General features: G+C 48.2%; 21 protein-coding genes. 11 read left to right on the top strand and 10 right to left on the bottom strand.

Features of this window, described 5'->3' with window-relative positions:
• Positions 1–59 precede the first annotated feature (59 nt).
• Positions 60–2102: an amylo-alpha-1,6-glucosidase gene (locus H6F88_RS01870; protein ID WP_190641049.1), complete on the bottom strand. Its 2043-nt coding sequence runs from the start codon at positions 2100–2102 to the stop codon at positions 60–62.
• Positions 2103–2557: 455 nt separating this feature from the next.
• On the opposite strand from H6F88_RS01870, the gene H6F88_RS01865 reads away from it, so the two are divergent.
• Positions 2558–3163, top strand: coding sequence for a peroxiredoxin (locus tag H6F88_RS01865; RefSeq protein WP_190641048.1), 606 nt, complete (start codon positions 2558–2560; stop codon positions 3161–3163).
• A 178-nt stretch (positions 3164–3341) separates the two neighbouring features.
• On the opposite strand, the gene H6F88_RS01860 is transcribed toward H6F88_RS01865, so the two are convergent.
• The 3 genes from H6F88_RS01860 to H6F88_RS01850 are packed head-to-tail and all read right to left on the bottom strand — an operon-like array spanning position 3342 to position 5165.
• The gene (locus tag H6F88_RS01860; protein ID WP_190641047.1) at positions 3342–3818 is read right to left on the bottom strand and encodes a hypothetical protein; all 477 of its coding nucleotides are present in this window, start codon (positions 3816–3818) and stop codon (positions 3342–3344) included.
• Complete coding sequence (locus tag H6F88_RS01855) at positions 3800–4153, bottom strand: nucleotidyltransferase domain-containing protein (protein ID WP_190641046.1); 354 nt, start codon at positions 4151–4153, stop codon at positions 3800–3802. Before H6F88_RS01855 ends, H6F88_RS01860 begins: the two co-directional genes overlap by 19 nt.
• A gap of 7 nt (positions 4154–4160) precedes the next feature.
• Complete coding sequence (locus tag H6F88_RS01850; protein ID WP_190641045.1) at positions 4161–5165, bottom strand: YdcF family protein; 1005 nt, start codon at positions 5163–5165, stop codon at positions 4161–4163.
• 641 nt (positions 5166–5806) lie between these two features.
• On the opposite strand from H6F88_RS01850, the gene H6F88_RS01845 reads away from it, so the two are divergent.
• Positions 5807–6214 (top strand): hypothetical protein, encoded by a 408-nt coding sequence (locus tag H6F88_RS01845; protein ID WP_190641044.1) that lies wholly within the window; start codon positions 5807–5809, stop codon positions 6212–6214.
• Between the two features lie 311 nt (positions 6215–6525).
• Here H6F88_RS01845 and H6F88_RS33825 read toward each other — a convergent pair whose 3' ends face one another.
• Entirely contained in the window at positions 6526–6660 is a 135-nt protein-coding gene (locus H6F88_RS33825) for a hypothetical protein (RefSeq protein ID WP_277882134.1), read from the bottom strand.
• 446 nt (positions 6661–7106) lie between these two features.
• On the opposite strand from H6F88_RS33825, the gene H6F88_RS01840 reads away from it, so the two are divergent.
• The gene (locus H6F88_RS01840; RefSeq protein ID WP_190641043.1) at positions 7107–8069 is read left to right on the top strand and encodes an aldo/keto reductase; all 963 of its coding nucleotides are present in this window, start codon (positions 7107–7109) and stop codon (positions 8067–8069) included.
• Between the two features lie 242 nt (positions 8070–8311).
• On the opposite strand, the gene H6F88_RS01835 is transcribed toward H6F88_RS01840, so the two are convergent.
• Both H6F88_RS01835 and H6F88_RS01830 read right to left on the bottom strand, forming a co-directional pair.
• Positions 8312–9739 carry a LuxR C-terminal-related transcriptional regulator gene (locus tag H6F88_RS01835; protein WP_347277652.1) on the bottom strand — a complete coding sequence of 476 codons (1428 nt, stop codon included), beginning with the start codon at positions 9737–9739 and terminating at the stop codon, positions 8312–8314.
• Between the two features lie 283 nt (positions 9740–10022).
• Positions 10023–11072 (bottom strand): GDSL-type esterase/lipase family protein, encoded by a 1050-nt coding sequence (locus tag H6F88_RS01830; protein WP_190641042.1) that lies wholly within the window; start codon positions 11070–11072, stop codon positions 10023–10025.
• Between the two features lie 230 nt (positions 11073–11302).
• Here H6F88_RS01830 and H6F88_RS01825 point away from each other — a divergent pair, with 230 nt between their 5' ends.
• The 3 genes from H6F88_RS01825 (at position 11303) to H6F88_RS01815 (ending at position 14226) form a co-directional block, all read left to right on the top strand.
• Positions 11303–12550, top strand: a complete 1248-nt coding sequence (locus H6F88_RS01825; RefSeq protein WP_190641041.1) for a DUF3574 domain-containing protein — start codon at positions 11303–11305, stop codon at positions 12548–12550.
• A 173-nt stretch (positions 12551–12723) separates the two neighbouring features.
• Entirely contained in the window at positions 12724–13488 is a 765-nt protein-coding gene (locus H6F88_RS01820; RefSeq protein ID WP_242042385.1) for a carbohydrate ABC transporter permease, read from the top strand.
• Between the two features lie 417 nt (positions 13489–13905).
• Positions 13906–14226 carry a hypothetical protein gene (locus tag H6F88_RS01815; RefSeq protein WP_190641039.1) on the top strand — a complete coding sequence of 107 codons (321 nt, stop codon included), beginning with the start codon at positions 13906–13908 and terminating at the stop codon, positions 14224–14226.
• A gap of 412 nt (positions 14227–14638) precedes the next feature.
• Here the strand turns inward: H6F88_RS01815 and H6F88_RS01810 are convergent, their stop codons facing one another.
• Together H6F88_RS01810 and H6F88_RS01805 are read right to left on the bottom strand one after the other, a co-directional pair.
• Positions 14639–14776 (bottom strand): photosystem I reaction center subunit IX, encoded by a 138-nt coding sequence (locus H6F88_RS01810; protein WP_190641038.1) that lies wholly within the window; start codon positions 14774–14776, stop codon positions 14639–14641.
• Between the two features lie 62 nt (positions 14777–14838).
• Positions 14839–15231 carry a hypothetical protein gene (locus H6F88_RS01805; protein WP_199333408.1) on the bottom strand — a complete coding sequence of 131 codons (393 nt, stop codon included), beginning with the start codon at positions 15229–15231 and terminating at the stop codon, positions 14839–14841.
• A 438-nt stretch (positions 15232–15669) separates the two neighbouring features.
• Between H6F88_RS01805 and H6F88_RS01800 the strand changes: the two genes are divergently transcribed.
• Entirely contained in the window at positions 15670–18393 is a 2724-nt protein-coding gene (locus H6F88_RS01800) for a transporter substrate-binding protein (RefSeq protein WP_199333407.1), read from the top strand.
• Between the two features lie 211 nt (positions 18394–18604).
• Here the strand turns inward: H6F88_RS01800 and H6F88_RS01795 are convergent, their stop codons facing one another.
• Positions 18605–19009, bottom strand: a complete 405-nt coding sequence (locus H6F88_RS01795; RefSeq protein WP_190641037.1) for a response regulator — start codon at positions 19007–19009, stop codon at positions 18605–18607.
• 369 nt (positions 19010–19378) lie between these two features.
• Between H6F88_RS01795 and H6F88_RS32555 the strand changes: the two genes are divergently transcribed.
• The 4 genes from H6F88_RS32555 (at position 19379) to H6F88_RS01780 (ending at position 24256) form a co-directional block, all read left to right on the top strand.
• Positions 19379–20320, top strand: a complete 942-nt coding sequence (locus H6F88_RS32555) for a cytochrome b5-like heme/steroid binding domain-containing protein (protein ID WP_199333406.1) — start codon at positions 19379–19381, stop codon at positions 20318–20320.
• Positions 20317–21039 (top strand): hypothetical protein, encoded by a 723-nt coding sequence (locus H6F88_RS32550; protein ID WP_199333405.1) that lies wholly within the window; start codon positions 20317–20319, stop codon positions 21037–21039. Before H6F88_RS32555 ends, H6F88_RS32550 begins: the two co-directional genes overlap by 4 nt.
• A gap of 258 nt (positions 21040–21297) precedes the next feature.
• A complete protein-coding gene (locus H6F88_RS01785) occupies positions 21298–22569 on the top strand; it encodes a 3-oxoacyl-[acyl-carrier-protein] synthase III C-terminal domain-containing protein (protein WP_190641036.1) in 1272 nt (423 codons plus the stop codon).
• A 40-nt stretch (positions 22570–22609) separates the two neighbouring features.
• Positions 22610–24256, top strand: coding sequence for a cyclic peptide export ABC transporter (locus tag H6F88_RS01780; RefSeq protein ID WP_190641035.1), 1647 nt, complete (start codon positions 22610–22612; stop codon positions 24254–24256).
• Position 24257: the final 1 nt, after the last annotated feature.

Below are 24257 nucleotides of genomic sequence, written 5' to 3'. Positions count from 1 at the left end.
TAGCAATGATAGCAAGAGATATAGGACAGTTAGGCGGGTTTGACAAAAAGCTCTACCTTCTAACGTTGAATTTCATCCCAATGGCGAATTAGCTCAGCAACTGACCAAGCTTGTGCGATCGCTCCTTGAGGTTGGTGCGGCGAATCACCATCAAAGATTTCTGAAATCGAGCCAAGGCAAGCCTGCTGCTGGAAATGGTCCAACAGGGGCTCCCAGCTAAAGGGAAGCGGTTCAGCCTCATAAAATCTGCGCCATGACCGGACGAAAGGTCCAATCAGCCAACTCCAAACGGTGCCGCGATGGTAGGCGCAATCGCGCTGCCAGAGATTGCCTTCATACCTGCCAATATAGTCTCTGTCTGTTGGTGAAAGTGAGCGTAAACCATAGGGAGTGAGCAGGCGATCGCGAGCCACCTGCAACACCCGCCGCCCCTGATGTTCTGGAAAGCCGCAGTGATAGAGCGAGAGCGCAATAACCGCATTTGGACGAATTTGAGGATCGGGGCGATCCGTCGGTTCGATCACGTCATACAGATAGCCCTGATGTGGATTCCAAAACTTTTGTAGTGAGGCTTTGACTTGCTCCGCCTGCTGAGCATAGCGCTTCGCCTGGTTAGTGAGGCTCACCGAGTCTGCGGTTGATACCTGGCGCAGACGTTCTGCCCACTGGTGGGCCCAGCACAGGGCTGAATACCACAGCGCGTTAATTTCGATAGCTTTGCCCTGTCGAGGTGTAACAGGCTGCCCATCTATTACTGCATCCATCCAGGTTAGCGCCACACCGGGAGCCTCCCACGACACTAGACTGTCAAACGCATCCACCTGAATGTTGTGTATAGTGCCTGCTACAAAAGCTTTGTAGATGCGCCGCACGATAGGATATTGCTTTGCCAGAAAATCCCAGTCTTGAGTAGCTTCTAGATACAGGCCCAGCGTTTCAATCCACCACAGGGCTGCGTCAATGCTGTTATAGAAAGGTCTTGCCCCCGCATCGGGAAACGCATTGGGAATTAGACCGTCTGCACAATAATGCCCAAATGTTTCGAGTAGCCCTCGTGCTAAAGAAAATCGTCGCGTTGCCAGTGCCAAACCGGGCAGCGCAATCAGCGTATCGCGTCCCCAGTCGTTAAACCAGTGGTAGCCCGCAATCACGGTCGGACCTGAAATCGAAGCACGATAAGCAATGAATTGATCGCCCGCATGGAGAAGCTGCCGCCAGAGCGCAGCTTTCTCTTTAGAAGTGGTGATCGCATCTTGATAAAGTTCTTTGAAATGGTGATCGAGCCGATAGTATTTTGCCTGAATCGTTCGCTCAAAGGTCTGAGAATCTAGCTGGACAGCAGACTGAATCGTGTCAGGTAAACAAACGCTGGCAGCCAGCGTTAGCGTCTCTTCAGGTTGAAGCTCGACCGTCAAATAGCCAGGACTGTAGAGGTCTTCACAATCGCCCAAGCCCCGTTTCGTTTCCTCGGTGTAGCGGTAGCTCCAGTACCACACGCCGTTGGGCTGGTAGGTTCCGTGTGACCAGCAAAGCTGCCACGGTGTTCCTACCCAGTCAGGGCGCAAAGCCTGAATTAATACGCGATGTGGCTCAATCAGTTGAGAGAAATTTAGGTTGGGGTCTTCTTGTTGCTGGTGGTGAAAGTTGCGATCGCCTACCAGGGGACGCAGCTTGACTATCGCAGGTTCTTCTCCCTGATAGCGATAGCGAATCAACACCTGATTGCGAAACGAGGGGGGGTCCAGATTCTGCTCAGGCGGCAGCAACCCATGGGGCAGAATGATTTGACGCGAAAGCTGCCAGTCAGCTTGACCCCACACCCAAGTTGGCACTGGCTCAAGCTGAAAAGATTGCAGCAGTTGATAGCCTGAGGGGGCGATCGCCCCACTCATCCAAAAATTGGTGCCCAGGTCAAAGCGTCGTCCCGGTAGCTCAAGGGTTGCGTCAATCCGAGACAGCAACAGGGTCCGTTGCCCAGGTGGGTCGAGTGCCGCAACCAGCCAGCCATGATAAGTGCGCGTGTGGGCATCGCAAACTGTCCCGCTGGCAAAGCTGCCCAGCCCATTTGTCAGCAGCCATTCTCTCGTATCTAATTCACCCATGCCCACATCACTAATAGACCAACACCCGAAACCAGCAAGGTTGAGATCGCCTGGCAAGAGATGCTTAAAGTGTGAAACCGAAGATTCTAGCCTCAAAGCATCCTCAGATCCAACAGCTTCAAAGATCAACGAAGTCCAAAGGCTTCCCAGACTTAAACTATCTTGATACTGGCAGTTTAAACCGACTCCCTGTTCTACAGGTTGCTACCGCTACAGGATTCACTATAAATTTGCACAGCAAAAAAATTGATAGTTTTCAGTGAAGTCTTACCGTTTCCTTTCGAGGTTGCTAGGATGGCGTTGTTACTCAAAATCGTTATGACTATGATATAGTCGTAACAGTTCGTAAATAAAGCGGTCGTTGCCCAGTGGGCGACTGTCTGACTAGCTTCTTATACAAACGAACAAGATACAAACGAACGTAGACGCATGTTCATCTTAAGGAGAGTAAATTCATGACTTATCAGACAGAAGGATGCCTCCGGGTCGGTCAATCTGCACCCGACTTCACTGCAACCGCTGTGGTCGATCAAGAATTCAAGACCATTAAGCTGTCTGACTATCGCGGCAAGTATGTCGTATTGTTTTTCTACCCACTCGACTTTACCTTTGTTTGCCCCACTGAAATCACTGCTTTTAGCGATCGCTTTGATGAGTTTAAGCAGATTGGCACCGAGGTATTGGGTGTTTCTGTTGACAGTGAGTTTTCTCACCTTGCCTGGATTCAAACCGACCGCAAATCAGGTGGTGTAGGCGACCTCAACTATCCTCTGGTTTCTGATATCAAGAAAGAGATCAGCATCGCTTACAACGTGTTGGAGCCCGAAGCAGGAGTCGCGCTACGTGGACTGTTCATCATCGACAAAGATGGTGTAATTCAGCACTCCACCATCAACAACCTCTCGTTTGGACGGAGTGTTGATGAGACGCTACGGACTCTGCAGGCGATTCAGTACGTACAATCTCACCCCGATGAAGTTTGCCCCGCTGGTTGGAAGCCTGGTGATGCAACCATGAATCCCGACCCCGTTAAGTCCAAAAACTTCTTTGCAGCCGTATAACTGTATAGACGTTTTTAGGGTCACTTACAGCCATTTTCAGATGGGTAAGCCCTAGCGTAGGGGCGGTTCGCGAACCGCCCTACAGAGGTTTGTGGTTTATACAAGTGGAAATTGCTGTAAGTTAAAAAAAATGGAAGAGCTAAGCTCTTCCATTTTTTTGATGTAAATAGTGAAACTTTCAATTGCTTAAGCCTCTAAGATCTTGCAAAAAACACTTCAAATCTCTGTCAAGCAGCGGTTTAAGCTGCTGTGCCTTAGTTAAATTGCTCTGAAGCTGAGCAAAATCAATTGGAACGCCATAGGCATGACGAAAAAAATGTCGAAACGCTCTCAAAGCATTCAGCAAGGCGTAGCTCTCCGTTGAGATAGCCGCAGGGCGAACTCCCTCCACCGCTTGTGTCATTCGCAGTAACAGCAGGCTATGCCATCGCGCTGTGTCTGAAACGTTGTTTTCAAAATAAGTTGCAACGATCTTGAGTAACTCTTCGATCGCGCCATAGAAGTTGTGAAGCTGATAGGCAACGCTCTCTAAGCGCTCAGGGTAATCAGGCTTAAGCCCCTCCGCCCGCTGCTCTAACATTGCAAATACTCGCTCAATAGCTTGCTGTTGAGCTGTAATATCTGCCGTGAAAACTGCTAAGTTTCTCGCCTCCATACCATTCCCTGCTGACGAATACGATGGGCAAAATGGCATTTGGATAAGTTTACCAAATCTATGTCGCGCTCCAATGTTTCAGACAGTGCAGCCATTGCAACAAAGAAATCTTCTGGGTTGAACTGCTCTACTGCAACATCTACATCAGAGTTATCGGTGAACCGATAGGGACGAGTTACTGAACCAAACAGATAAGCCTCGTTGATTCCATATTGCTCTCCCTCCGTTTCTAACCAGTGGATTGCCTGTTCTATTGTTGCAAGTCGCTGTGCCTCGTTGTCTTCTCGACGACGAGCTAAAGCTGCATCCAGTAAATTTGTCTCAAAGGGAACCATAGTTCCTCTACTCTATCTTGGGGAGCTGGCATTTTCGCCGTTCTATATCTTGCAATGTTTTTGCAGGAGGTTGTTTCAAATTACTGGACTGTTGGTTAAAGCGGCCCAGAAGTGCATAGCTCAATAGTCCTGGATATTCTCGCAATGCCAGCAGGGAACGTTCCACCGAACTCATCGCAGCAGGAAGTGGTGTAGTGTGAGGTGTGACGCTGAAGCCCATGCCTCTAAAGGTAAGGAGCGATCGCAACATGTGAGGCGGGTCGGTCACTAAGATGATGTGTTCAACCCCTTGTGGACCTAAAATTGCTGCGGTTAAAACGGCTTCATCATAAGTTGTCATAACACAGTTAGTGCCGCTGAGAATCTGTGTAGGGATTTGCCTTTGCTGCAACAGTTCTGCCGTGTGGATAAAATTCTCTTGCGAAGTGACGAAGATTTGTGAGGCTCGCTGGTCTTGCCAAAGCTGTGCGGCGGCTTCATAGCGCTGCCCATTGGCGGTTTCACCCCGACCTAAGACAACGATCGCATCAGCCAATGCACCAGAGTCAGATGGAACAAACCAAGTCAAACTGGCTGTAGTTAAAGAAGACAGCGTTGGTGAAATGAGAAATAGATAGGCTAGAAGCGCGATCGCAGCAATTCGACTGAGCCAAACTTGCCAATTTAACGGATGTCCCCACAGGATAGCTGCGACTTGCTTCGTAACCTGAGCAGGGTATCGAGGAAGGTCGATCAATAGTGGAAAAACAATGGTCAGTACCAGTGGCGCAATAACCCAGGAAGGGCGAGTGAGCCAATTAAATAATGGCCAACTGATGAGATGAGTCCAAAAATGAGTAACTTCTGCTTTAGCAAACCACTTTTGAGCCGCATAGACCAAAATTAGGGTTAACGCACCAAAGCTTAAAAAGCTGGAAATTGAACGCCGAGTACGGTTCTGAGGCTGAGCAACTGGATTTTCAGCACGAGTCAGGCGATGCTGATTGGCGATCGCACCCTTTTTCTTATTCATAGTGGTAGCCGGATCGAAGTGGGTAGATGTCAGTCAAGCAGCCGCAGTAGAAAACGGTTGCAGCAGGCAGATCGATTCCGTTCGCACCCCTAAAGATTTCCGTTGCATATCTTAATCAAATTGGTGAAGAGATGCGATCGCCTCAGTTCGGCTTCATCAAAAATTCGTAGAAGGGGTTTAAGGGAGAGCTTCCTCTAGCCGTTCTGGGAGCTTAGCAAAAGTTCAAGAATTTAAGCGTTTTGGCCGATGTAGACGACCGTTCGTCTACTAAATAATTTAGGGACTTACGCCTTTTGACCGATGTAGACGACCGTTCGTCTACTAAAGAAGAGATGGAATTATTCATTTTCATTACTTAATTGGAAATTAGATCTCTTCCAGATATCGACTTCACATCTTTAGCTAACAAAATCTTGAAAACCGCATTTCAAGGGCGTTCTGATGCAAATAAGCTTTGGCTTAAAACTTTAATTCAAAGCCGAAAATCACAAAACTGAAGGTCTATTTGGAAAACCTAAAATTTTTGGAAAAAACTGTTTGCTTGTATTGCAATCGTGTTGCTTAGTGTTATCTTAGATCGCATGGCGTGTCTACCCACTTACGGTCATGGGTTTGTCAAGTAAAGTACTTAATTTTTAACCATGGAAGACACGTTTTACAGGTTGGCTTGCCGCATCAAGTCCAGCGGAGCGATCGCTAGAAGCGCTGATTACCATGATTTACAGACGATTCAAAGTCAGGTAACGGCACTGAATACCGAACGGGGCGAGACTTGCGAATATTTTGTTGAGAGTGTGAAGCTGAATGCCTTGTTGCCCTGGGAAGTCCTGAGTTTGGCAGAACAAAACTTAATTACGCTGGATCAGCTAGAACGCTATTCAAGCAAGAGCGATGATTACCGATATGTCAACACGATCAAGGAGTTGATTCAAAAGAAGCAGAGTAGAGTTCAGTTGGTACAGCCACAGCACAACTCTTTGTCAGGAGTTGCGCATTTACCTTTGGAAAAGAGGGTTTCAGTCTCCTTTGCGAGCGCAGAAACCGCCTGAATCCTATTCAGTTGAATAGGTCACTTTTGCGACAGGTCTGTGCTGTTTAAGCCTATGACTTCAAAAGTTCAGCTAGCGTTAATCTGGGGAATAACTCAAGCTTTCACCCCACCTGCAAAGTAGTTGGGATCAAAGTGATTCAAGTTCTTTTCCCCAGATACCATTATCTGATTTGCGGCTCCTTGAAAAATACTCACGGAACAATCATTAGGAAATTTGAATTGATTGGCGGAATGCAGATAGGTAATGTTAGGGCGCGATCGCACCCACCTCACTGCTTTGCTATCTAAAAACAGCAGGATTTCGGTGTGTCAATAAAATTCTGCATTCTGCTCAACCACAAAAGAGTTGACGGACACAATACAGGAGGGACGAAACTCACTGTACTCAAACAGCAAGTTAATTTTGTTGAGTCCAAATGTGTAAGTTCCCTTTAAAAGAGACAAGTCGTTTTCTCAAATTGTTCTGGGGAATTCATGCGTAGGCGGCAATGTTGGCAGGGGCTGCCGACTGCGTGAACGGGAACAAGCACAACCTGTCTCTAGAAGTTGCTGGAGCCAGTTCAAACCCTACTCAGCCAGCAGTTAAAACTAGCTGAGTAATACTTGGCACTACTCAAGTTAACTCAAATACTGCTTGAGCAGATTCTGAGACTAGTCGAGCAGTGTTTGAAACTAATCGAGTAGTGTTTGAAACTGGTTGAGCAATGTTTAAGACTAGTCGAGTAGTATTTGAGACTAGTTAAGCAGTATTTAGAATGAGTCAAGCAAGGTTTGGAGCGGCTTGGCTAGTGTTTGGGAAAGTTGCGAGTGACGAAAATATTTCTTGAGTATCTGGGCTATGCCGACAGAATATTTGAGCATGGGGTCAGCCGTTAAATAAGGAAATCAGCATGGCAAGATTGCTTGGTACCTCAGGAATCGAAATTACCCCAATCATCGTGGGTACCTGGCAGGCAGGCAAGAGCGGTTGGGTTGGCATTGAAGATGCAGAAGTGATTCAAGCTTTGAGAGCAGCTTTTGATGCAGGAATTACGACGTTTGACACTGCAGAGGTGTATGGCAAGGGCTACTCTGAGCAAATTGTGGGACAGGCGCTTGCAGAAGTGCGCGATCGCGCCGTAATTGCGACCAAAGTCTTTGCAAATCATTTGAAATATCAGCAGGTGTTTGATGCCTGTGAAGGCTCGCTAAAAAAACTGAAGACAGACTACATTGACCTGTACCAAATTCACTGGCCCACAGGAGCCTTTAACAGCGAAATCGTCCCGATTGAGGAAACAATGCGAGCGCTGAATGACTTGAAACAGCAGGGCAAAATTCGGGCGATCGGGGTGTCAAACTTCTCTCGCGATCAGTTAGCCGAAGCTGCCCAGTACGGTAGAATCGACAGTCTTCAGCCCCCTTACAATCTGTTTTGGCGCGGCATTGAGCAAGATGCGATGCCCTACTGCGTGGAGAATAATATTTCTATCCTTGCCTACTCACCTCTGGCACAGGGTTTGCTGACAGGTAAGTTTGGTGCAGATCACCAGTTTGAAGAGGGCGATATTCGCAATAAAAATAAGCTGTTTCAGGGGGAGCATTACCAGCGGGCACAGCAGGCATTAGCAAAACTGCGTCCCATTGCCGATCGCAACCAGTGCAGTATGGCTCAGTTGGCTCTCGCCTGGACGATCGCCCAACCTCAAGTGAATGCGATCGCTGGGGCACGCAATTCTGACCAAGCTGTGCAAAATGCAAAAGCGGCTGAGATTCAGCTTTCAGAAAGTGACCTGGCAGAAATTGATGCGATCGGTCGCACTGTTACTGACCATCTGGACGATAACCCCGTCATGTGGAATTTTGCGGCTTGAGCTTACGCACAAAGCTACGCACTGCCCTGTCGAGCAAGGGGCTTAAGCCTAATGATATTGACTTACAGCCCCTTTCAGATGGGTAATAAGTAGCGTAGGGGCGTTTTGCGAAACGCCTCTACAGGGATTCGTAATTTATACAAGTGGAAATTGCTGTAAGCCCTGAACTCAACCTCTTGTTCTACCTCAAGTCCTAGTTTTTCCTAGTTCCTAAACTCCAGCTTGGGAACGAACAAATTCCATCAAGCAGACGCAACCCAACCTTGACGGATCGCTTCATGGAGTGCCTGAACGCGAGTATTAGCATTGAGTTTGGTAATTAGATTGTTGATATGAAATTTGACGGTGCGTTCACTGATGTAGAGTTTGTTGGCAATGTCGCGATCGCGCAAACCCTGCGCCAACAACATTAGAATTTCCTGTTCTCGTCCAGAAAGAAACTGTTTATCTGAGTGATCCGCATCAACGCCCCAGGTTTCACCTTGACTGACCGCTTCTACAGCGGCTTGCAGTTGCTCAGGTGAAATGGACAAGTCAACTCTAGCCTTGACATTTGGCGGAGTGGGTTGGGTACTCGTAGCAATCCAAATAGCGGCAGGGTGAGAGGTCGCTCGCGCAGGCTGGTCAGTCAACAGCGGAACGGATGCATCCAGATCAGGACAAACGGTTAGCCCTGCCAGATAGGCCATTTGGGTCAGGGCAATCTGTAACAACGGTGATTGACAACACACTCCAACGGCTGATTGACTGGATGGAGAGCGATTTGGAGTTTTTAGGAATAACTCAGTCACTCCTGGTCTTTCTCCTTTGCGGATTTGCAGCATTCCACCCAGGCAAGTAAATGCAAAGGCAAACTCTTCAAATACTGAGGCAATGGGTTGGGCTGGACAAGCGGAATTGTGGGGCGATCGCGGAATGACTGCCTCCAAACTCACAGTTTCGTCCACCGCATAGGTGAGACGGCAGTAAGCACAGCCCAAAGTGCGTAAACGTTCAGCCACTTGCAGAAGTAGATAGGCGATCGCTGGAGTAAGCTGCTGTTCCGTCCCCATTAAGATAAACCGGGCATCTTGCAGCAAGTTTGCCAGTTGCTCAGAGAGTGGACTTTGACTAAGCGGTGTGCTGGAGTGACTGAGGCTTTGCCAATTTTGCTTTTCCCGCTGATAGAGCAAGGCATTTTCGAGCGCAACGGCAATGGGCGTGCAAAGCAGTTGCAGCACTTCGATAAATTCAGCGGGCATAGGCTGATAGCTAAATGCTGCTAAAACGCCAATAACTCGCCCGTTAATCACCAAAGGATATCCAGCAAATCCGCAAATCCCTTTGGCGATCGCCCATTCTCGATCTTTCACCCAGGTTTCTTCTGCCAACCGATTGCTGAGAAAGGGAATGCAGTTTTGAGCAATTTTGCCGATTTTGAATGCTCCCATTGGCACACGAGCAAAAGAACCATCGGTGCGAGGATAAAGCCCTGCCGAGGCAATCATTCGCAACGATTGACGGTCTGGCTCAACGATCCAGATGCGGGCAAAGGCGCAGCCAAACTTTTCAACCAGACCTGCTGTAGCTTTTTGGGCGATCGCCTCAGGAGCCAGACAACTGGCAAAGCTCTCCACAATCTGGTTGACCTGTTGCAAATCAAAAAGCAGCCGAGTTGAGTCTAGCAGCACAGAGGGAGCAGGATTGCAGAACGGGGGTTAGGGGTTAGGGGTTGAGCAATGATGAATAACTGAGCGACCAAGGACAGTTTCTTCCAGTCCTTGCGTTCTACCGAAAACTTCCCCGATTCCTAGCCATTATTGAGCAATCTGCCAGGGGGAAAAGTGACCTGTAGTACAGCTTGAAGAGTTAGAAAGATATGAATTGACCCATCTCAACCAGAAGGGCGAACAGCTGTTCGCCCCTACAGCAACCTTCTTACGCAATCCCTAACCCCTAATCCCCAACCCCCACTTACCGAATCGCTGCCTGCAACACAGCGTAACCGCTGCGACTCAGGTGCAGTCCATCGGTGGTCAATTCGCGCCGCAAAATGCCATCTGATCCGATGAATTCGGGCTGTAAGTCCAGATAGTTGACGTTTTCCTGGTGAGCGGTCGCCGCTATGTTCTGATTCAGACGATAAATCCGCTCAGTGGGCAGGGCTGCGAGACGAGTCGGCAGAATGGAGTGAACGATTACCTGGGCGTGGGGATGGTTTTGCCGAAGCTGCCGCATGATTTGCCGCAGGTTATTGAGTACGGTCGCATCCGTTGCCCCTTGTCGCAGGTCATTGATGCCTGCCATAACGTGAATGGTGTCGGGTCGAGCTTGAGAAAATGCCGATAGTCGCCTGAGAATGCCTGCGGTAGTGTCACCGGAAATGCCTTGATTGAGCCAGAGGCGATCGCCAGATAGCTGCTCTGGCGGATACCACAACAGCAAAGAATCTCCCACCAATACGGTCAACCGATTGCTTCCCTGCCCGTAGGCGATCGCCCGTGCTTCTTGCCCTAGCAGGCTAGTCCACTGCTCATAAGTCGGCTGCCGGGTGGCATTAATCCAACTTTCATAAAAGCTATCTACTGGTAATCGAGTGTAGGTTCTACCTGCGCTCAAGGCAGCTAACCGCTGCTGATAAAGTTGGCTTCCAGAGCTAGGGCGTCGTCCAGTACGAAGGGGTCGAGTCTGTGGCGTTTCTGGAATCAGCTCTGGCGCTATCGGAACTGGGTAAGGAAACTGGGGTAAGGGTGGAGCCGACTCCGGCAGAAATCGCAGCGGGGAATAGGCTCGCGTTAAGGGTCGCGTTGATGCCGAGCGGCTGAACTCGGGCTGATGTGTTTCTGTAACCGCAATCGTGCCTTTGGTCAGGGTGGGCTGGCAGTTGGGAGAGGGGGCGGTTCCTGCGGAGTTGCGCGGAGCGCTAATCGCCTCCTCAAAATCGAGCGGCTGCGGCAGTTCAGGGGTTCCCGGAAGCTGTCCCTGATTCAACAAGCTGACAGCCAACAGGCAAAGATCACTCATGGGTAGGCTACTCCACTGTCCACTTTTCTTTTGACAGCGATCGCCACCCCAATCAGGAAATTTTTTAAAGCAGTTCTGACTATTTCAGACTTTCTCCCACCGACAGAGATAAATCAATTGCTTAGGCTTGTGGCTGTAGTAAAAGGATTCGTTTTGAAGAGAAGCGATCGCCTTTTCCCATTACGTTTCATCACTTCATCACTTTTGATTAATAGCCGGAGTTGAACTTTATGAAGAATGGATTATCTAAGTTTAGAACTGCTGCAATCACAGCCACATTATCGATTGCGATCGCAGTAATTCCCAAAGCAGAAGCTTCTACCTTGATTCAGAAGGAGCTATTTTTTGGACGCAACATTTCGAATGGTGAGCAGGTTTCCGAAGAAGAATTTCAAGCTTTTGTAGATGCTGTTATCACCCCTCTTTTTCCAGAAGGACTAACCGTTTCTGACTCAAAAGGACAATTTTTGAGCAGCACAGGAACCCTGATCGAAGAACCCTCTAAAGTTGTGACTCTGTTTGTTGAAGATACGGCTGAAACTGAAGCCGAAATCAACCAAATCGTGACTGCCTACACCAAGCAATTTGATCAGGAAAGCGTACTACAAACAAGCAATGAGGATGAACTGAAAGTTGGATTTGGAACAGGTGAAAACTTGATTGACAATGATGTAGTACCAGAGTTTATCCAAGCCGACTTATTCTTTGGGCGCAACATACCGGATGGTGGTGAGGTATCTGAAGCGCAATTCGAGACTTTTTTAGATGAAGTGATTACCCCTCGTTTCCCGGCTGGCTTAACCGTGTTTGAGGCAGAGGGACAGTTTCAGGACAGCACCGGCACCATCATCGAAGAACAGTCAAAAGTTGTCCGATTACTGTTAGACGATACGGTAGAAAACGAAGCAGCGATCGACGAAATTATTAATGCTTACATTCAACGATTCAATCAAGAAAGCGTTTTGTTAGCAGTTAACGAAGACATCGCGGTTGGCTTTGGCGCAGGTGAGAACGCCATTGACAATGATCCCATTCCTGAACTGATTCAAACAGACTTATTTTTTGGGCGTAACATTCCCGGTGGCGGCGAGGTATCTGAAGCGCAATTTCAAGCCTTTTTAGATGAAGTGATTACTTCTCGGTTTCCGGCTGGCTTGACGGTATTTGAAGCAGACGGGCAATTTCAAGACAGCACCGGCACCATTATTGAGGAACGGTCAAAAGTTGTCCGATTGCTGTTAGACGACACGGTAGAAAGTGAAGCGGCAATTGACGAAATCATTACCGCCTATACCCAACGGTTTAATCAAGAGAGTGTTTTGATCGTGGTTGACGAAGATATCGAGGTTGTTTTTGATGCCGAATCACCGACCGATGTGCCTGAACCTGGGGCGGGATTAGGACTATTGGCGATCGCCCTTCTGTTTACCGGAACCTTGCTGAAAAACAGAACCCACACTCTATCCCTGAAACGCTGAAGAAGCCATACAATAGTCATCTCGTTAGGATGACAAATGAGCAAGGACGCTTTGTGGTGAATGCAACCAAACCCCTTCCGCAATCCTCTTTGAATGTGTGGCAGCGGCGACGCAATTCATTTGCCTGGAGGTATGCCTGGACGTACCTGGCACTGGGGGCGATCGCCATCGTCATGCTATTGCCGCTGGTCTGGCTCACCAGCACCGCCTTTAAGGCACCCACAGAAGATATTTTCCAGTTTCCGCCCCGGTTTCTGCCCAGCCAGCCAACCTTGCAAAACTTTGTCACCGTCTGGCAAACCAATCCGTTTGGGCGCTATTTGTTTAACAGCACTCTGGTGGCGATCCTGACCGTGGGGCTAAATCTGCTGCTCTGTTCGCTGGCAGCTTACCCGCTGGCCCGACTGGAGTTTCGGGGGCGCGACCTAATCTTTAGTCTGGTCGTCTCAACCATCCTGATTCCGTTTCAGGTCGTGATGATTCCGCTGTTTATCCTGATCGTGCAGCTTGGCTTGCGAAATACCTATCTAGGGCTGATTTTTCCGGCGATCGCCTCTGCCTTTGGCATCTTCCTGCTGCGACAAGCCTTTCAAGGCGTACCCAAAGAACTGGAAGAAGCCGCTCGAATCGATGGCTGCTCTGAATTGGGCATCTGGTGGTTTGTCATGCTGCCCTCGATTCGTCCAGCGCTGGTGACGCTAGCAATCTTCGTGTTTATCGGTTCCTGGAGTGATTTCCTATGGCCCCTGATCATCCTCGACCAACAGGAATATTACACGCTACCGCTGGGAGTTGCCAAGCTAGCAGGCGCGTTCTCGCTCGACTGGCGCTTGATTGCAGCGGGTTCAGTCATTTCAATTGCGCCAATCTTGCTGTTTTTTGTGCTGATGCAAAACTACATCGTTCCGACTGAGACAGCCAGTGGGGTAAAAGGTTGACCTGAGTGTGCCACTTTAATCCAGGTGAATGGACACTGGAGAAATCGTCACATGGGTCAGCCAAATCAACTTAAAGCTCAAACACACTGAACTTAGCGTTTAACTGTCCTTTTGCCTCGCGGTCCCTAGCTGTGGGGCAATTTTATTTTTAAATCTACTGTCCAACATTCTCCTTAGATTGCCGATTCAAGTGATTCAGAAGACGCTTAACGCTAGCATCCAGTCGGAATACCCAAAGGAGATTGAGAAATATTGCGGTTTATACGGCAGTTGCCATATTTTGTAGGTTAAGTTGGCAGGAATTGTAGGCGCAATGTGCAAGTCACGTACCGTCACGTCCTTGCTGTTATACAAGTCGCGAACATCTGCCAAAGCCTTCCATTATTCTGAAGGCATTGGATGCTCTAGAGGTGGTGAATGAAAATTGTCTGGGAGCCAAGTGTATATATCGGCAACGCACCCGTCTTCTGCACAATCTGCGGTCGTCGAGCCTACCCACTTCGAACTAGGGGCAATCAGCTTTTGCTGGCAGTCATTTACGATCGCCAGGACGTTGTTAAAGGCGAAGCTTGCCGAGATTGCGTTGCATCCGGTCCATCCGGCATCAAGGCTCGACTGCAAGAGCGAATTCAGGCACTTCAAGCTCAAATGTCTGAACTTCAAGAAATGACCCAGGAAGATATGCAAACTCCTTCCCTAGAGCAAGAGTTTCAGGTTCACCGTCAAGAACTGCCTTGAACTAGAAGCTTGAACTAGAAATAGGATGGATTGAGCCTGTTCAAGTTCCAGGAAGCTTTTACCGTTTGCGGGTGGTGAAGACGGTCGTAAACATCATCAAGAATGCAGCAATAACCAGGGCGATCGCCAATCCCCCGATTGTTAAACTCATCCAGTCGGTTTCCATAACGCTTTTAGTAACGGTACTACGCTAAGAATATCAGCATCGAAATGCTGGGTTAAGGCACAAAATCTAGCGCCTGTAGGAGTTGTAGGGCGCTAACCCGCCCTACAACTCGTTGTCATGATCCAAACGCTTAAGCGTGGAGGCAGTCCCCCACGCTTAAAGTTGTTTTCAGATTTAAAAAATGTCTGGAAGATCTGATTTGTTACCTTGCCCGTCGGCAATAACTCTCCTAGAAATCACCCAGTCTTACGGAGAAGGCACAAATAAGCGATCGGGAACGAAGTAGACGAAGTTGCTGAGCAGTACAGCGATCACAACCAGCGTAATGGTTGCCAGTACAGGAGCGAGAGAAAGATAACGAAGTAAACCTTTTGTTCCGTCCATTTAAGCTTCTCCAGTTTGTCAAAAGGATGAGACAACTAAACCTAGCAAGAAGCTCTCAAAATTCAATCTGACTCAAGGCTGAGAAAGTGCTGTCTTCGGGTAGAAGGCGAAGGTTTGCTGGCAAAAAAACTGCTGCCGCTAGGTTTGGCTCGTCTATAGCTGGCGTAGGCGATCGCCCCCAGATTGGTACACAGACACATTGCCCCTAACCCAAACAAGATAAAAGTTTGCATCATTACCACGCCGATGATTAGCCAGGTCATGACGTGCAGCACCATCACCAGCGCACAGAGGCTGGCGATCGCCGCCATCAGCCACACTTGCCTCAGGGGACGACGAAACCACAGCAGCAGCAAAGTTTGTGAGGTCGCCAGCAGATTGGCTGGAACCAGAACTGCACAGATAGCAACACAGTTAGTGCGTGAAAATTCAAACAGTGGATTCAGATCAATCATTCATTAAAAAGACTAGAGTTTCACCTAGCATAGCCGCTGGCGATCGGCTTCATCGAAAGTCAAAGCTTCTCTTCTTATTTCGCTAAAACCTTTATCTACGAAGCTTCAAGGCTAACCTCAAACTTCATCATGTTCCCCCTGAACCGCAGGTATGTCTAAAAAACGTTAAGAGCAGGCTCCGTCATGGGTAGTCTATGGGATGTGGATGAGGTGACATTGAAATTGCTGCCCTAGAAGATAAGCATCTAGCTAAAAACTAAACCCACCGCATCCGCAAGGTAGGCTTAGTGACCTGCAATCTCTTAAGAATTGCCGATTCGTGCAGAAATTCAACAGAATGAAGGCTAAAGTGGGCACATATCCGCTAATCAGGGAATCATCTGACTCAATACACTTGAAACTCAGCATTTATCTTTGAACCCAAAGGGTAAAACGTCAGTGATAAGCGCGATCGCAGGCTCTACAGTAAAAGTCGGGATACTCCATTCTCTCGCTGGCCCCTGGGCAATCGGTGAAATTGCGCTGAAAGATGCAGAGATGATGGCGATTGCCGAAATCAATCAATCTGGCGGAGTATTGGGGAAACAAATCGAGCCGATTGTTGCCGACGGTGCATCGGAACCCGTAATTTTTGAGCAACAGACCCGCAAGCTGATTGAACAGGATCAGGTCGTTACTATCTTTGGCTGCTGGACTTCCACGGTTCGTAAGTTCATCGTGCCAACTCTGGAGCGCTTAAACGCCCTACTCTGGTATCCCGTTCAGTATGAAGGGCTGGAGTGTTCTAAAAGCATCTTCTATACTGCCGTTTGTCCCAATCAGCAGATCGAGCCAGCTGTTCAGTGGCTCCTGCAAAATAAGGGCAAGCGGTTTTACCTGGTAGGGTCTGACATCGTCTTTTCTCGAACTGCCAGTAAGATTATTCGGGCAAGACTAAAGCAGCAGGGCGGCACTGTCCTGGGAGAGGATTACGTTCCAGTCGGCGGCATGGACTTCAGGCAAATTATCGCCAACATCAAGCGAACCAAGCCTGATGTCGTCTTTAGCACAGTTAACACCGACAGCAACCTGGGATTTTATCCGCAATACCGCGAAGCAGGAATCGATGCTGAAGATATTCCCATTCTGGCCGTAAGCGTCACCGAAGAAGAAATTCAACAGCTTGGGGTGGAGTCAGCAGTCGGTCATTACGCTGCCCATAGCTACTTTCAGAGCCTGAAGAACCTCAGAAATCAAACCTTCGTAAAAAACTTCAAGGCAACTTACGGGGCAGATCGAGTCACAAGCGACTCGGTTGAGTCAGCGTATGTTCAGGTTTATCTATGGAAACAGGCTGTCGAGCAGGCGCAGTCGTTTGAGGTCGATCACGTCCGGCTAGCGGCTTATGGTCAAGCAATGCAGACTCCTGGCGGCATGGTGCGAGTGGAGCAAAACCATCACCTCTGGAAACCCTGCCGAATTGGCAAGGTGCGACCAAATGGACAGTTTGACCTGGTGCAGGTAGACGACGAACTGATCAAACCGCAGCCCTGGCTGGGCATGGATGACGTTAAGTTTGATGCCTCCACGCTAGTCACAGATATGTTGGCAGAGGCAGCTCAAGCGATTTTGTATAACTGTCAGCTTGAGCAAAAATCACGGGAACTGATTGAGGCAAACGATCGCCTGCAAAAGCTAACCCAACGCGCAGAGCTATTCAAGCGCAGTTTGTCTAGTCAGATCCGCAATTCTCTAGAGTTAGATACCATTCTGACTACCGCAGTCACTGAGATCCGTAACCTACTGCAAATCGATCGCTGCAAATTTCTCTGGTACTTACCCAACACTGACCCTGCTCGATTTGAGCTGAGCCATGAAGCCTGCGACCAAGACCTGCTGCCCAATCTAGCTCATTATCCAGTACGGGATAGTGAGGTTTTAAGAGAAGTCATTTTGCGCTCTAGCATTTTGCAGGTTGATGATGTTGCAACTACGACTCGGCTTGATGCAACGGGTCGGAGCCAGCTTGCTAACTTAGGCTTTAAGTCGCTTTTGACAGTCGTTGTGCAAACTCGGTCGGGTCGCTTGGGTGTGATTGTGTGTGAGCATGTCAAGCAGGCTCGACCCTGGCGCGACCATGAAGTGGAACTGCTGCGAGATGTGGCGGATCAGTTGGCGATCGCCATTGACCAAGCAGAACTTTATTCTCAGACTCGTACCGCCGCACTTCAGGCACAGATTCAGGCCCAGCAGCTTCAGCAAGCGCTGTATGACCTCCAGGCAACTCAGGCGCAGCTTGTACAAACCGAAAAAATGTCTAGTCTGGGGCAGCTTGTAGCTGGAATTGCCCACGAAATCAACAACCCCGTCAGCTTCATTTACGGCAATATTGACCACGCTAGCGACTACACACAAGATTTGCTCAACCTGGTTAAGCTTTACCGACAGCACTATCCCAACCCAGTACCCGAAATTCAAACTGAAGTAGAAACAATCGATTTCGATTTTCTCGTCACAGATTTGCCTAAAATCTTGACCTCCATGCGGGTTGGGTCAGAGCGCATTCGGCAAATCGTGCTATCTCTTCGCAGCTTTTCTCGCCTAGACGAAGCCGAAATGAAGCCCGTCGATATTCACGAAGGCATTGACAATACTCTTCTAATTTTGCAAAACCGTCTAAGAACTGATGCAAAATCGGCAGGCATTAAAATTATTAAACGCTACGATGACCTGCCGCTGATTGACTGCTATGCCGGACAGATGAATCAGGTGTTTATGAATCTGCTGGTGAATGCGATTGATGCACTAGAAATGGTCGGAGAATGTGCTGAAGTCTATCAGCGCTCCACGACCGCCGAATATTCCTCACCTGCGATCGAAATTCAGACACAAATGCATGATCCAGACTGGGTCTCTATTCGCATTGCCGACAATGGACCAGGCATTCCAGAAATCTTTCAGCAACGATTGTTTGACCCCTTCTTTACAACTAAACCAATTGGCAAAGGAACGGGACTCGGTTTAGCAATCAGCCACCGGATTGTGATCGAGAAACATCAAGGACGGCTCTATTATTCGTCTAATCCAGGGAGAGGAACCGAATTCTTCATTGAGATCCCGGTTAGACAGCTCAAGGATAAGGAGGATATGTCGCTAACGGCTGAGCTAAGCGACAGAAGATAACTTTAGATATTAGCAAGCCTCCTGGAAGGGCGTAGCCTTCGCTAAACAACCTCCTCAAGCGAAGGTCTTTGCCCGAATGCTGGCCCCTACGTTGGACCTTTTTCTCGCCCCTGGATAGTTAACCCAGTCAAGCAGCTTTCTCGTGGTCAGGTAGTTTTGGCAGATGCAGGACAGGGCTGCTACAACACCGTTTATTTAATAAGCAATTCACCTACGACTGTTTATTCATTAAATCGGACACCACCGCAACCAATTCTTCTGGGTCAAATGGTTTTGCAAGATATCTTTGAAATCCTGCTGCGAAGGTCTCATATTGAGCAATTCCAGTGACTGCTGCGGTGATGGCGATCGCAAGGACACTTCCGCCGTGTTCGGCATCAAGACTTCTTACCTTACGAATGAGAGAATAGCCATCTTCATCTGGCATTGCAATATCACTAATTAAGACATCAGGATGCAGACTCGCCACTGCTTCCAAACCTGCTGGTGCCGAGTTAACAGAGGTTACTTCAATGCCATACAAGTTGAGCATGAGCGTCAATAATTCGCAGGTATCCCGATCATCATCGACCAACAATACCTTCAACCCATTCGTCATCAACTTGGAATTAAGCATAGGTCTACTCGCTCTTCGCTTTCCACCTTCTGAGGTGTAGCTATTATAAAAAGTTTGTAGATTCAGTATTTAAAAAGACAGAATTCTTTAGCTGACCGTTAAGTTTCTTTTCTAAGGAAACTTGCTTGTGGGAAATCTTACCTCTATCTAAAGTTAGAGAGGGAAACAAGTATCTTCAATACTTCATTTCACTTTTCTGCAAGCAAGACAGCAATAAACATCCACTGACTTCGCTGATTCGTACAGCCACTCTGGATTAAACCTGTAACACCTGCACTCACTTGAACTCCTATTATCAACTTAAGCGAATGGATGGGGGAGCTTCTCCAAACCCACCAGGACAAAAGCTTTTAAGGAGTTCAAGGAGTTATGGATGTATTATCAGAAGTTTTGGAGCCTGTACAACTCATCGATCGCCCAGGAGATGAGCGAGATTATGGAGAATCTGGCGCGACTGGAGCAGCAAGTTCAGCAGCAGATCTTGTCTACCCAGGTGAGTCAGAACCGTTATCCCATGTCAGCGAATTTAGACCAGAAGTGAAAGCTCGGACTGCGTTGACTGCGCTGCCAGAAGTGGTGAGAACCCCAGAGGCAATCGCCGCTATGCAAGGACCACCAGAGGTTGCCAGCAAGCAAATGTCAAATGTCTGGATCTATGACGGTGAGGTTTATGACTTATCAGATTTTGTTAAACAACATCCTGGTGGTGAGTTTTTTATTGGACGGTTAAGAAACCGAGATATCACCACATTGGTGAATGTGTTGCATCGCAACCCAGCAAAAGTCAAGAAAGTCCTAAAGAAGTACGCTCTCGGTAGAAAAGCCACTCCTGATGACTTTCACCCCAAATACAATGCTCCACCTTTTCTGTTTCGAGATGGATTTGACGGCTGGCGAGATACACCTCAATTTGACTTTCACAAAGATGACCAGTTGCTCAACAGAATCAGAACGCGGCTGAATCAACCAGAGATGAAAGCCAAAATTGCCAGAATGGATACCCTTTTTGATATCACGACTGTTGTTTTGACGATCGCCTACATTCTGGTGCAGGTATTGCGGCTAACCGCTCCACAGTTCATGCCAGTGTACCTGTTTGCACCCATCATGATGGCGTTAAGAATTTCTCTGGCAGGTGCAGGACACTATCTGATTCACCGGGCCCAGGTTGGTTTCAACAAGTTTTTCTCTCATGTTTTTGATATCAACTACGTGCCTATGGCGTTTGTGGTAATTGATGGTCACACATTGATGCACCATCCCCATACCCAGAGTGAAGTCGATGTCAACGCAATGTGTTCACCGCAATGATGGATCTGCCGCGCTATTACCGGATTCCGTTACACACGCTGCATAAGTTGGGACATGTGTTTCCAGGGATGTTTGTTCGCAGTTTTGAGATGTGTTCCTATGCGGTCAAGCATGGTGTAAAGGACTTTTACGGCTCCTGGCAACGAGGACTGCCTCACTATCTGGGGATGTTGGTAATGCGGTTTTTGCTGCTGGGTGAACTGGTGCTGTTTTGGATGCAGGGTGATCTGAATGCATGGCTGATTCAGTTTTGTCTCACTCTTTGGATTAGCACCTTCATGATTGTCGCTAGTCACGATTTTGAGGAAGAGGAGTCTACTGCGGATTTGAGCCAGGGTCAGGATTGGGCAACTTTTCAGATCAAGAATTCCTATGACCTGACGATGATTGGCAACAAATATGTGGACTGTTTTCTGTCGGCTGGATTGAGCCCGCATCGAGTCCATCATGTCTTGCCTTTCCAAAGAAGTGGGTTTGCCAACATTGCCAGTGAAGCAATTGTTCGGGATGAAGCAGAAAAGATGGGAATTGAGTGGTTGCAGCCTAAGAATTTCTTTGGCGATCGCCTCCCCATCATGGCAAAACACTATCTGTTCAGTCCGTCCCGTTTGGCAAAAGAGAACAATTTGAATGTATTGGCAGAACATGTTAATCCTCAGGCTTTACGAACTTCTGTGCAATACATGATCAAAGGTGTAATTGGTATCGGTTCAATCTAATCCTAAACCGCTGAATGTGAGTAATTGAAAGTTCAGATGCGAAAGCAATCAGCCCAGAAATGTGATGTCAAATCCGTCTGTAGAGTAGCGGTAACGGTAGGGGCGAAGCATTCGGTCACAATCCCTGCCACTGAGGCACAATTCTTTTGCCGAATGCTTCGCCCGTACACCAAATAGTGCTTCTTTACAAAACGGATTTCGTGTGAGTTCAAGATTACGTGTTAGTGATTGATTCATTCTTAGTCAGGAGCAAGTGTCATGAGTACCGCCACTGTCCAAGTTAACCCCGCTTCCACAAATTCTTTTGCCAATAACACTTTTGCACCAAACCTGGTGAGTTTGAGGCAAGTCTTATCCACCATTGAAGGCATTGCAACCGGAACACCAGAACACACTATCCGGCAAGCTGATGCAGCTCAACTGGTCGCTCAACTGCCTAATCTGGAGCAAAACCGATCGCTAATTGAAAAGCTCTATCACAATACTCGGATTGATACTCGGCATCTGGCAATTAATTTGCTGTCAAAGGATGCGATCGCCACACTCAACGCTAACAGCATCAAAGACCGGATGCGGCTCTATCAAGAACACGCAGTTCCTTTAGCAGAGCGGGTTGCGGAACGGGCGATCGCCGCCGCTTCAGCCCCAAGAGTAAACCTTTCTGGATACACAACCGTTGATATCAGGAGTAACATTCGTCAGATTGTGTTTGTTTCTAGCACGGGATTTGTGGCACCGGGAGTAGATGCAGCTTTGATTGATCGGTTGGGTCTGCGGCGAGACATTGCGCGAGTAACAATCAACTTTATGGGTTGTGCTGCTGCCATGAATGGTTTACGAGTTGCCTCTGATTATGTGAGAGCAAATCCGACGCATAAGTCTCTCGTCGTTTGTCTGGAACTCAGTTCTGTCAATGCTGTCTTTGAAGACGACCTGAATGACGTGATCATTCACAGCATTTTTGGAGATGGATGTGCCGCTGTGGTGATTGGTGCTTGTACGGAGGCAGAATGCTTGGGACAGGGGCATGTTGTTATCCGCGATCATTTAAGCTATTTGGCAGAAAACACTCAAGATGGAATTGCTCTTGGGATTCAAGATAGCGGCATTACCTGCAAACTTTCGCGTCAGTTGCCTGACTACATTGAGGCAGGAGTCGGCGGAATCATCGAACGATACCTGACGGATCACCAGTTAACCAAGGAAGACATTGATCTGTGGGCAGTGCATCCTGGTGGAACTCGGATCATTCAGAAAGTGCAGCGATCGCTTGACCTAACCGATGATCAGGTAACTGACAGTTGGGAAGTCTTACGGCAGTATGGCAACATGTTGAGTCCTTCTGTGCTGTTTGTGATGGAGCGAATGCTAAATCGATTGGAGCAGTTTCGCTATCCTGAAGGCGCTTTTCACACCCCAATTGACCCCGGTACGGGATGGCAAGATACAGCGCAACAGTCATTAACAGGGCTTGCCTTCTCATTTTCACCGGGTGTTGGGGTAGAAGGCATTCTGTTTCAAACGCTCTAGACAACGATTTCGGTAAAGCTTTTGTAGAGGACAGCGTGAGATGAAATTTATCCAATTTTTGCTAAAGACATCGTGGCTCAACATTGTGATTGCTGCGGTTGCGGGTTTGGTGAGCGGAGGGTGTAACGCAAAGCTAATCTGGCTAATCAATCAGGCAGTGGGTCAAGCTGCTGTTTCTCACTCACTGCTTTACTTTTTGGGGCTGGTAACGGCAACCCTTTTGACCAGTACTTCCTCTCAGTTTGTGCTGATCAGCCTTTCCCAAAATGCAATTTATCGACTGCGGCTGCGGTTAAGTGAAAATATTCTGGCTGCACCCTTGCAACATCTGGAAATGCTGGGCAGTAATCGACTACTGGCGACTCTCACAGATGACGTGCGTGTTCTCTCACACACGGTTTCTGTCATTCCTAATGTCTGCACCGACCTCGCTACTATTGTCGGCTGTTTAACTTATTTAGTTTGGCTTTCGAGTGATGTATTTATTGTCATTTTTGCTATTACGGCGATCGCCGTTTGGTGTACTCACTCCACGTTAGGCAAAGCCCAACAACTGTTTGCGATCGCCCGCGAAGAAGAGGATCATTTGTTCAAGCACTTTCAGGCGATCGCCACTGGCACCAAAGAATTAAAACTGCATCGATCGCGCCGAGAAGAGTTTTTGACAGAGGAGCTACAGGGCAGTGCTGCCACGATGCGCCAGAAAAACATTGCGGCAATGAGAATCTTTGCACTAGCAGACGGTTTAGGGCAGTTCTCTCTCTTCGCCATCCTCGGTTTCACCCTGTTTATCTTGCCTCGATTCGTTGAAACATCGCCTGCAATGCTGGCATCCTATGCGCTCACGACCACTTATCTAGCAATTCCAATTCAAAATTTGCTGCACCGACTGCCTGACTTCTTGCGCGGCAATGTGGCGCTGCGGAAAATTGAACGGATGAAATTAGCCCTGGCTCAGGAAGCCGAACTCGATATCCCCGCAACTCACAGAATGACTCCTCAAAACGTGAGTCAGCACTGTCAGGTTGAGCTTGAGCAGGTGACGTATACCTATCATCCTGACGGAGATGAACATGGGTTTAGCCTGGGTCCAGTGAGCCTGTCTTTGCAGCCCGGACAGGTGACTTATCTGATTGGCGGTAACGGTAGCGGTAAGTCTACTCTCGCCAAGCTGATTACAGGATTGTATCCGCCGATGACAGGTAAGGTTTCGATCGATGGCGTGGCGATCGCTGACCACAATCGGGAATGGTATCGACAGCATTTCTCCGCTATCTTTTCGGACTTTCACCTGTTCGAGCGCTGTTTAGGATGCGATCGCCCTAATCTGGATCATGAAGCAAAACGTTACCTGAAGCAGTTGCAGCTAGACCATAAAGTGAGTGTGAGAAATGGCGTATTTTCAACGATTCATCTCTCTCAAGGACAACGAAAGCGGCTTGCACTTCTAACTGCGTATTTAGAAGATCGTCCCGTCTACCTGTTTGACGAATGGGCTTCTGACCAAGATCCGCTGTTTAGAGAGCTATTTTATCGAGAAATTCTTGTCCGGCTAAAAGAGCAAGGCAAAACCATTCTGGTGATTACTCATGACGATCGCTACTTCCACTTGGCTGACCAAATCATTAAGCTAGAGTATGGTCAAATTGAGTCTCAACTATCGATGACAGTGGGTGCTAGAGGCTAGA

Source organism: Oculatella sp. FACHB-28 (genome assembly GCF_014696015.1).
Lineage (GTDB): Bacteria > Cyanobacteriota > Cyanobacteriia > Elainellales > Elainellaceae > JAAUTN01.
Note: the sequence above shows the minus strand (reverse complement) of the source record. Positions and strands in the feature narration are given on the sequence as shown.

Coding starts and splice junctions, on each gene's coding strand:
- H6F88_RS01860 (WP_190641047.1), bottom strand. CDS start 3,818: ATGGAGGCGAGAAACTTAGCAGTTTTCACGGCAGATATTACAGCTCAA.
- H6F88_RS32550 (WP_199333405.1), top strand. CDS start 20,317: ATGATGGATCTGCCGCGCTATTACCGGATTCCGTTACACACGCTGCAT.
- H6F88_RS01855 (WP_190641046.1), bottom strand. CDS start 4,153: ATGGTTCCCTTTGAGACAAATTTACTGGATGCAGCTTTAGCTCGTCGT.
- H6F88_RS01870 (WP_190641049.1), bottom strand. CDS start 2,102: ATGGGTGAATTAGATACGAGAGAATGGCTGCTGACAAATGGGCTGGGC.
- H6F88_RS01820 (WP_242042385.1), top strand. CDS start 12,724: ATGCTATTGCCGCTGGTCTGGCTCACCAGCACCGCCTTTAAGGCACCC.
- H6F88_RS01825 (WP_190641041.1), top strand. CDS start 11,303: ATGAAGAATGGATTATCTAAGTTTAGAACTGCTGCAATCACAGCCACA.
- H6F88_RS01795 (WP_190641037.1), bottom strand. CDS start 19,009: ATGCTTAATTCCAAGTTGATGACGAATGGGTTGAAGGTATTGTTGGTC.
- H6F88_RS01785 (WP_190641036.1), top strand. CDS start 21,298: ATGAGTACCGCCACTGTCCAAGTTAACCCCGCTTCCACAAATTCTTTT.
- H6F88_RS01810 (WP_190641038.1), bottom strand. CDS start 14,776: ATGGACGGAACAAAAGGTTTACTTCGTTATCTTTCTCTCGCTCCTGTA.
- H6F88_RS01830 (WP_190641042.1), bottom strand. CDS start 11,072: ATGAGTGATCTTTGCCTGTTGGCTGTCAGCTTGTTGAATCAGGGACAG.
- H6F88_RS32555 (WP_199333406.1), top strand. CDS start 19,379: ATGGATGTATTATCAGAAGTTTTGGAGCCTGTACAACTCATCGATCGC.
- H6F88_RS01850 (WP_190641045.1), bottom strand. CDS start 5,165: ATGAATAAGAAAAAGGGTGCGATCGCCAATCAGCATCGCCTGACTCGT.
- H6F88_RS01840 (WP_190641043.1), top strand. CDS start 7,107: ATGGCAAGATTGCTTGGTACCTCAGGAATCGAAATTACCCCAATCATC.
- H6F88_RS01805 (WP_199333408.1), bottom strand. CDS start 15,231: ATGATTGATCTGAATCCACTGTTTGAATTTTCACGCACTAACTGTGTT.
- H6F88_RS01815 (WP_190641039.1), top strand. CDS start 13,906: ATGAAAATTGTCTGGGAGCCAAGTGTATATATCGGCAACGCACCCGTC.
- H6F88_RS01845 (WP_190641044.1), top strand. CDS start 5,807: ATGGAAGACACGTTTTACAGGTTGGCTTGCCGCATCAAGTCCAGCGGA.
- H6F88_RS01780 (WP_190641035.1), top strand. CDS start 22,610: ATGAAATTTATCCAATTTTTGCTAAAGACATCGTGGCTCAACATTGTG.
- H6F88_RS01865 (WP_190641048.1), top strand. CDS start 2,558: ATGACTTATCAGACAGAAGGATGCCTCCGGGTCGGTCAATCTGCACCC.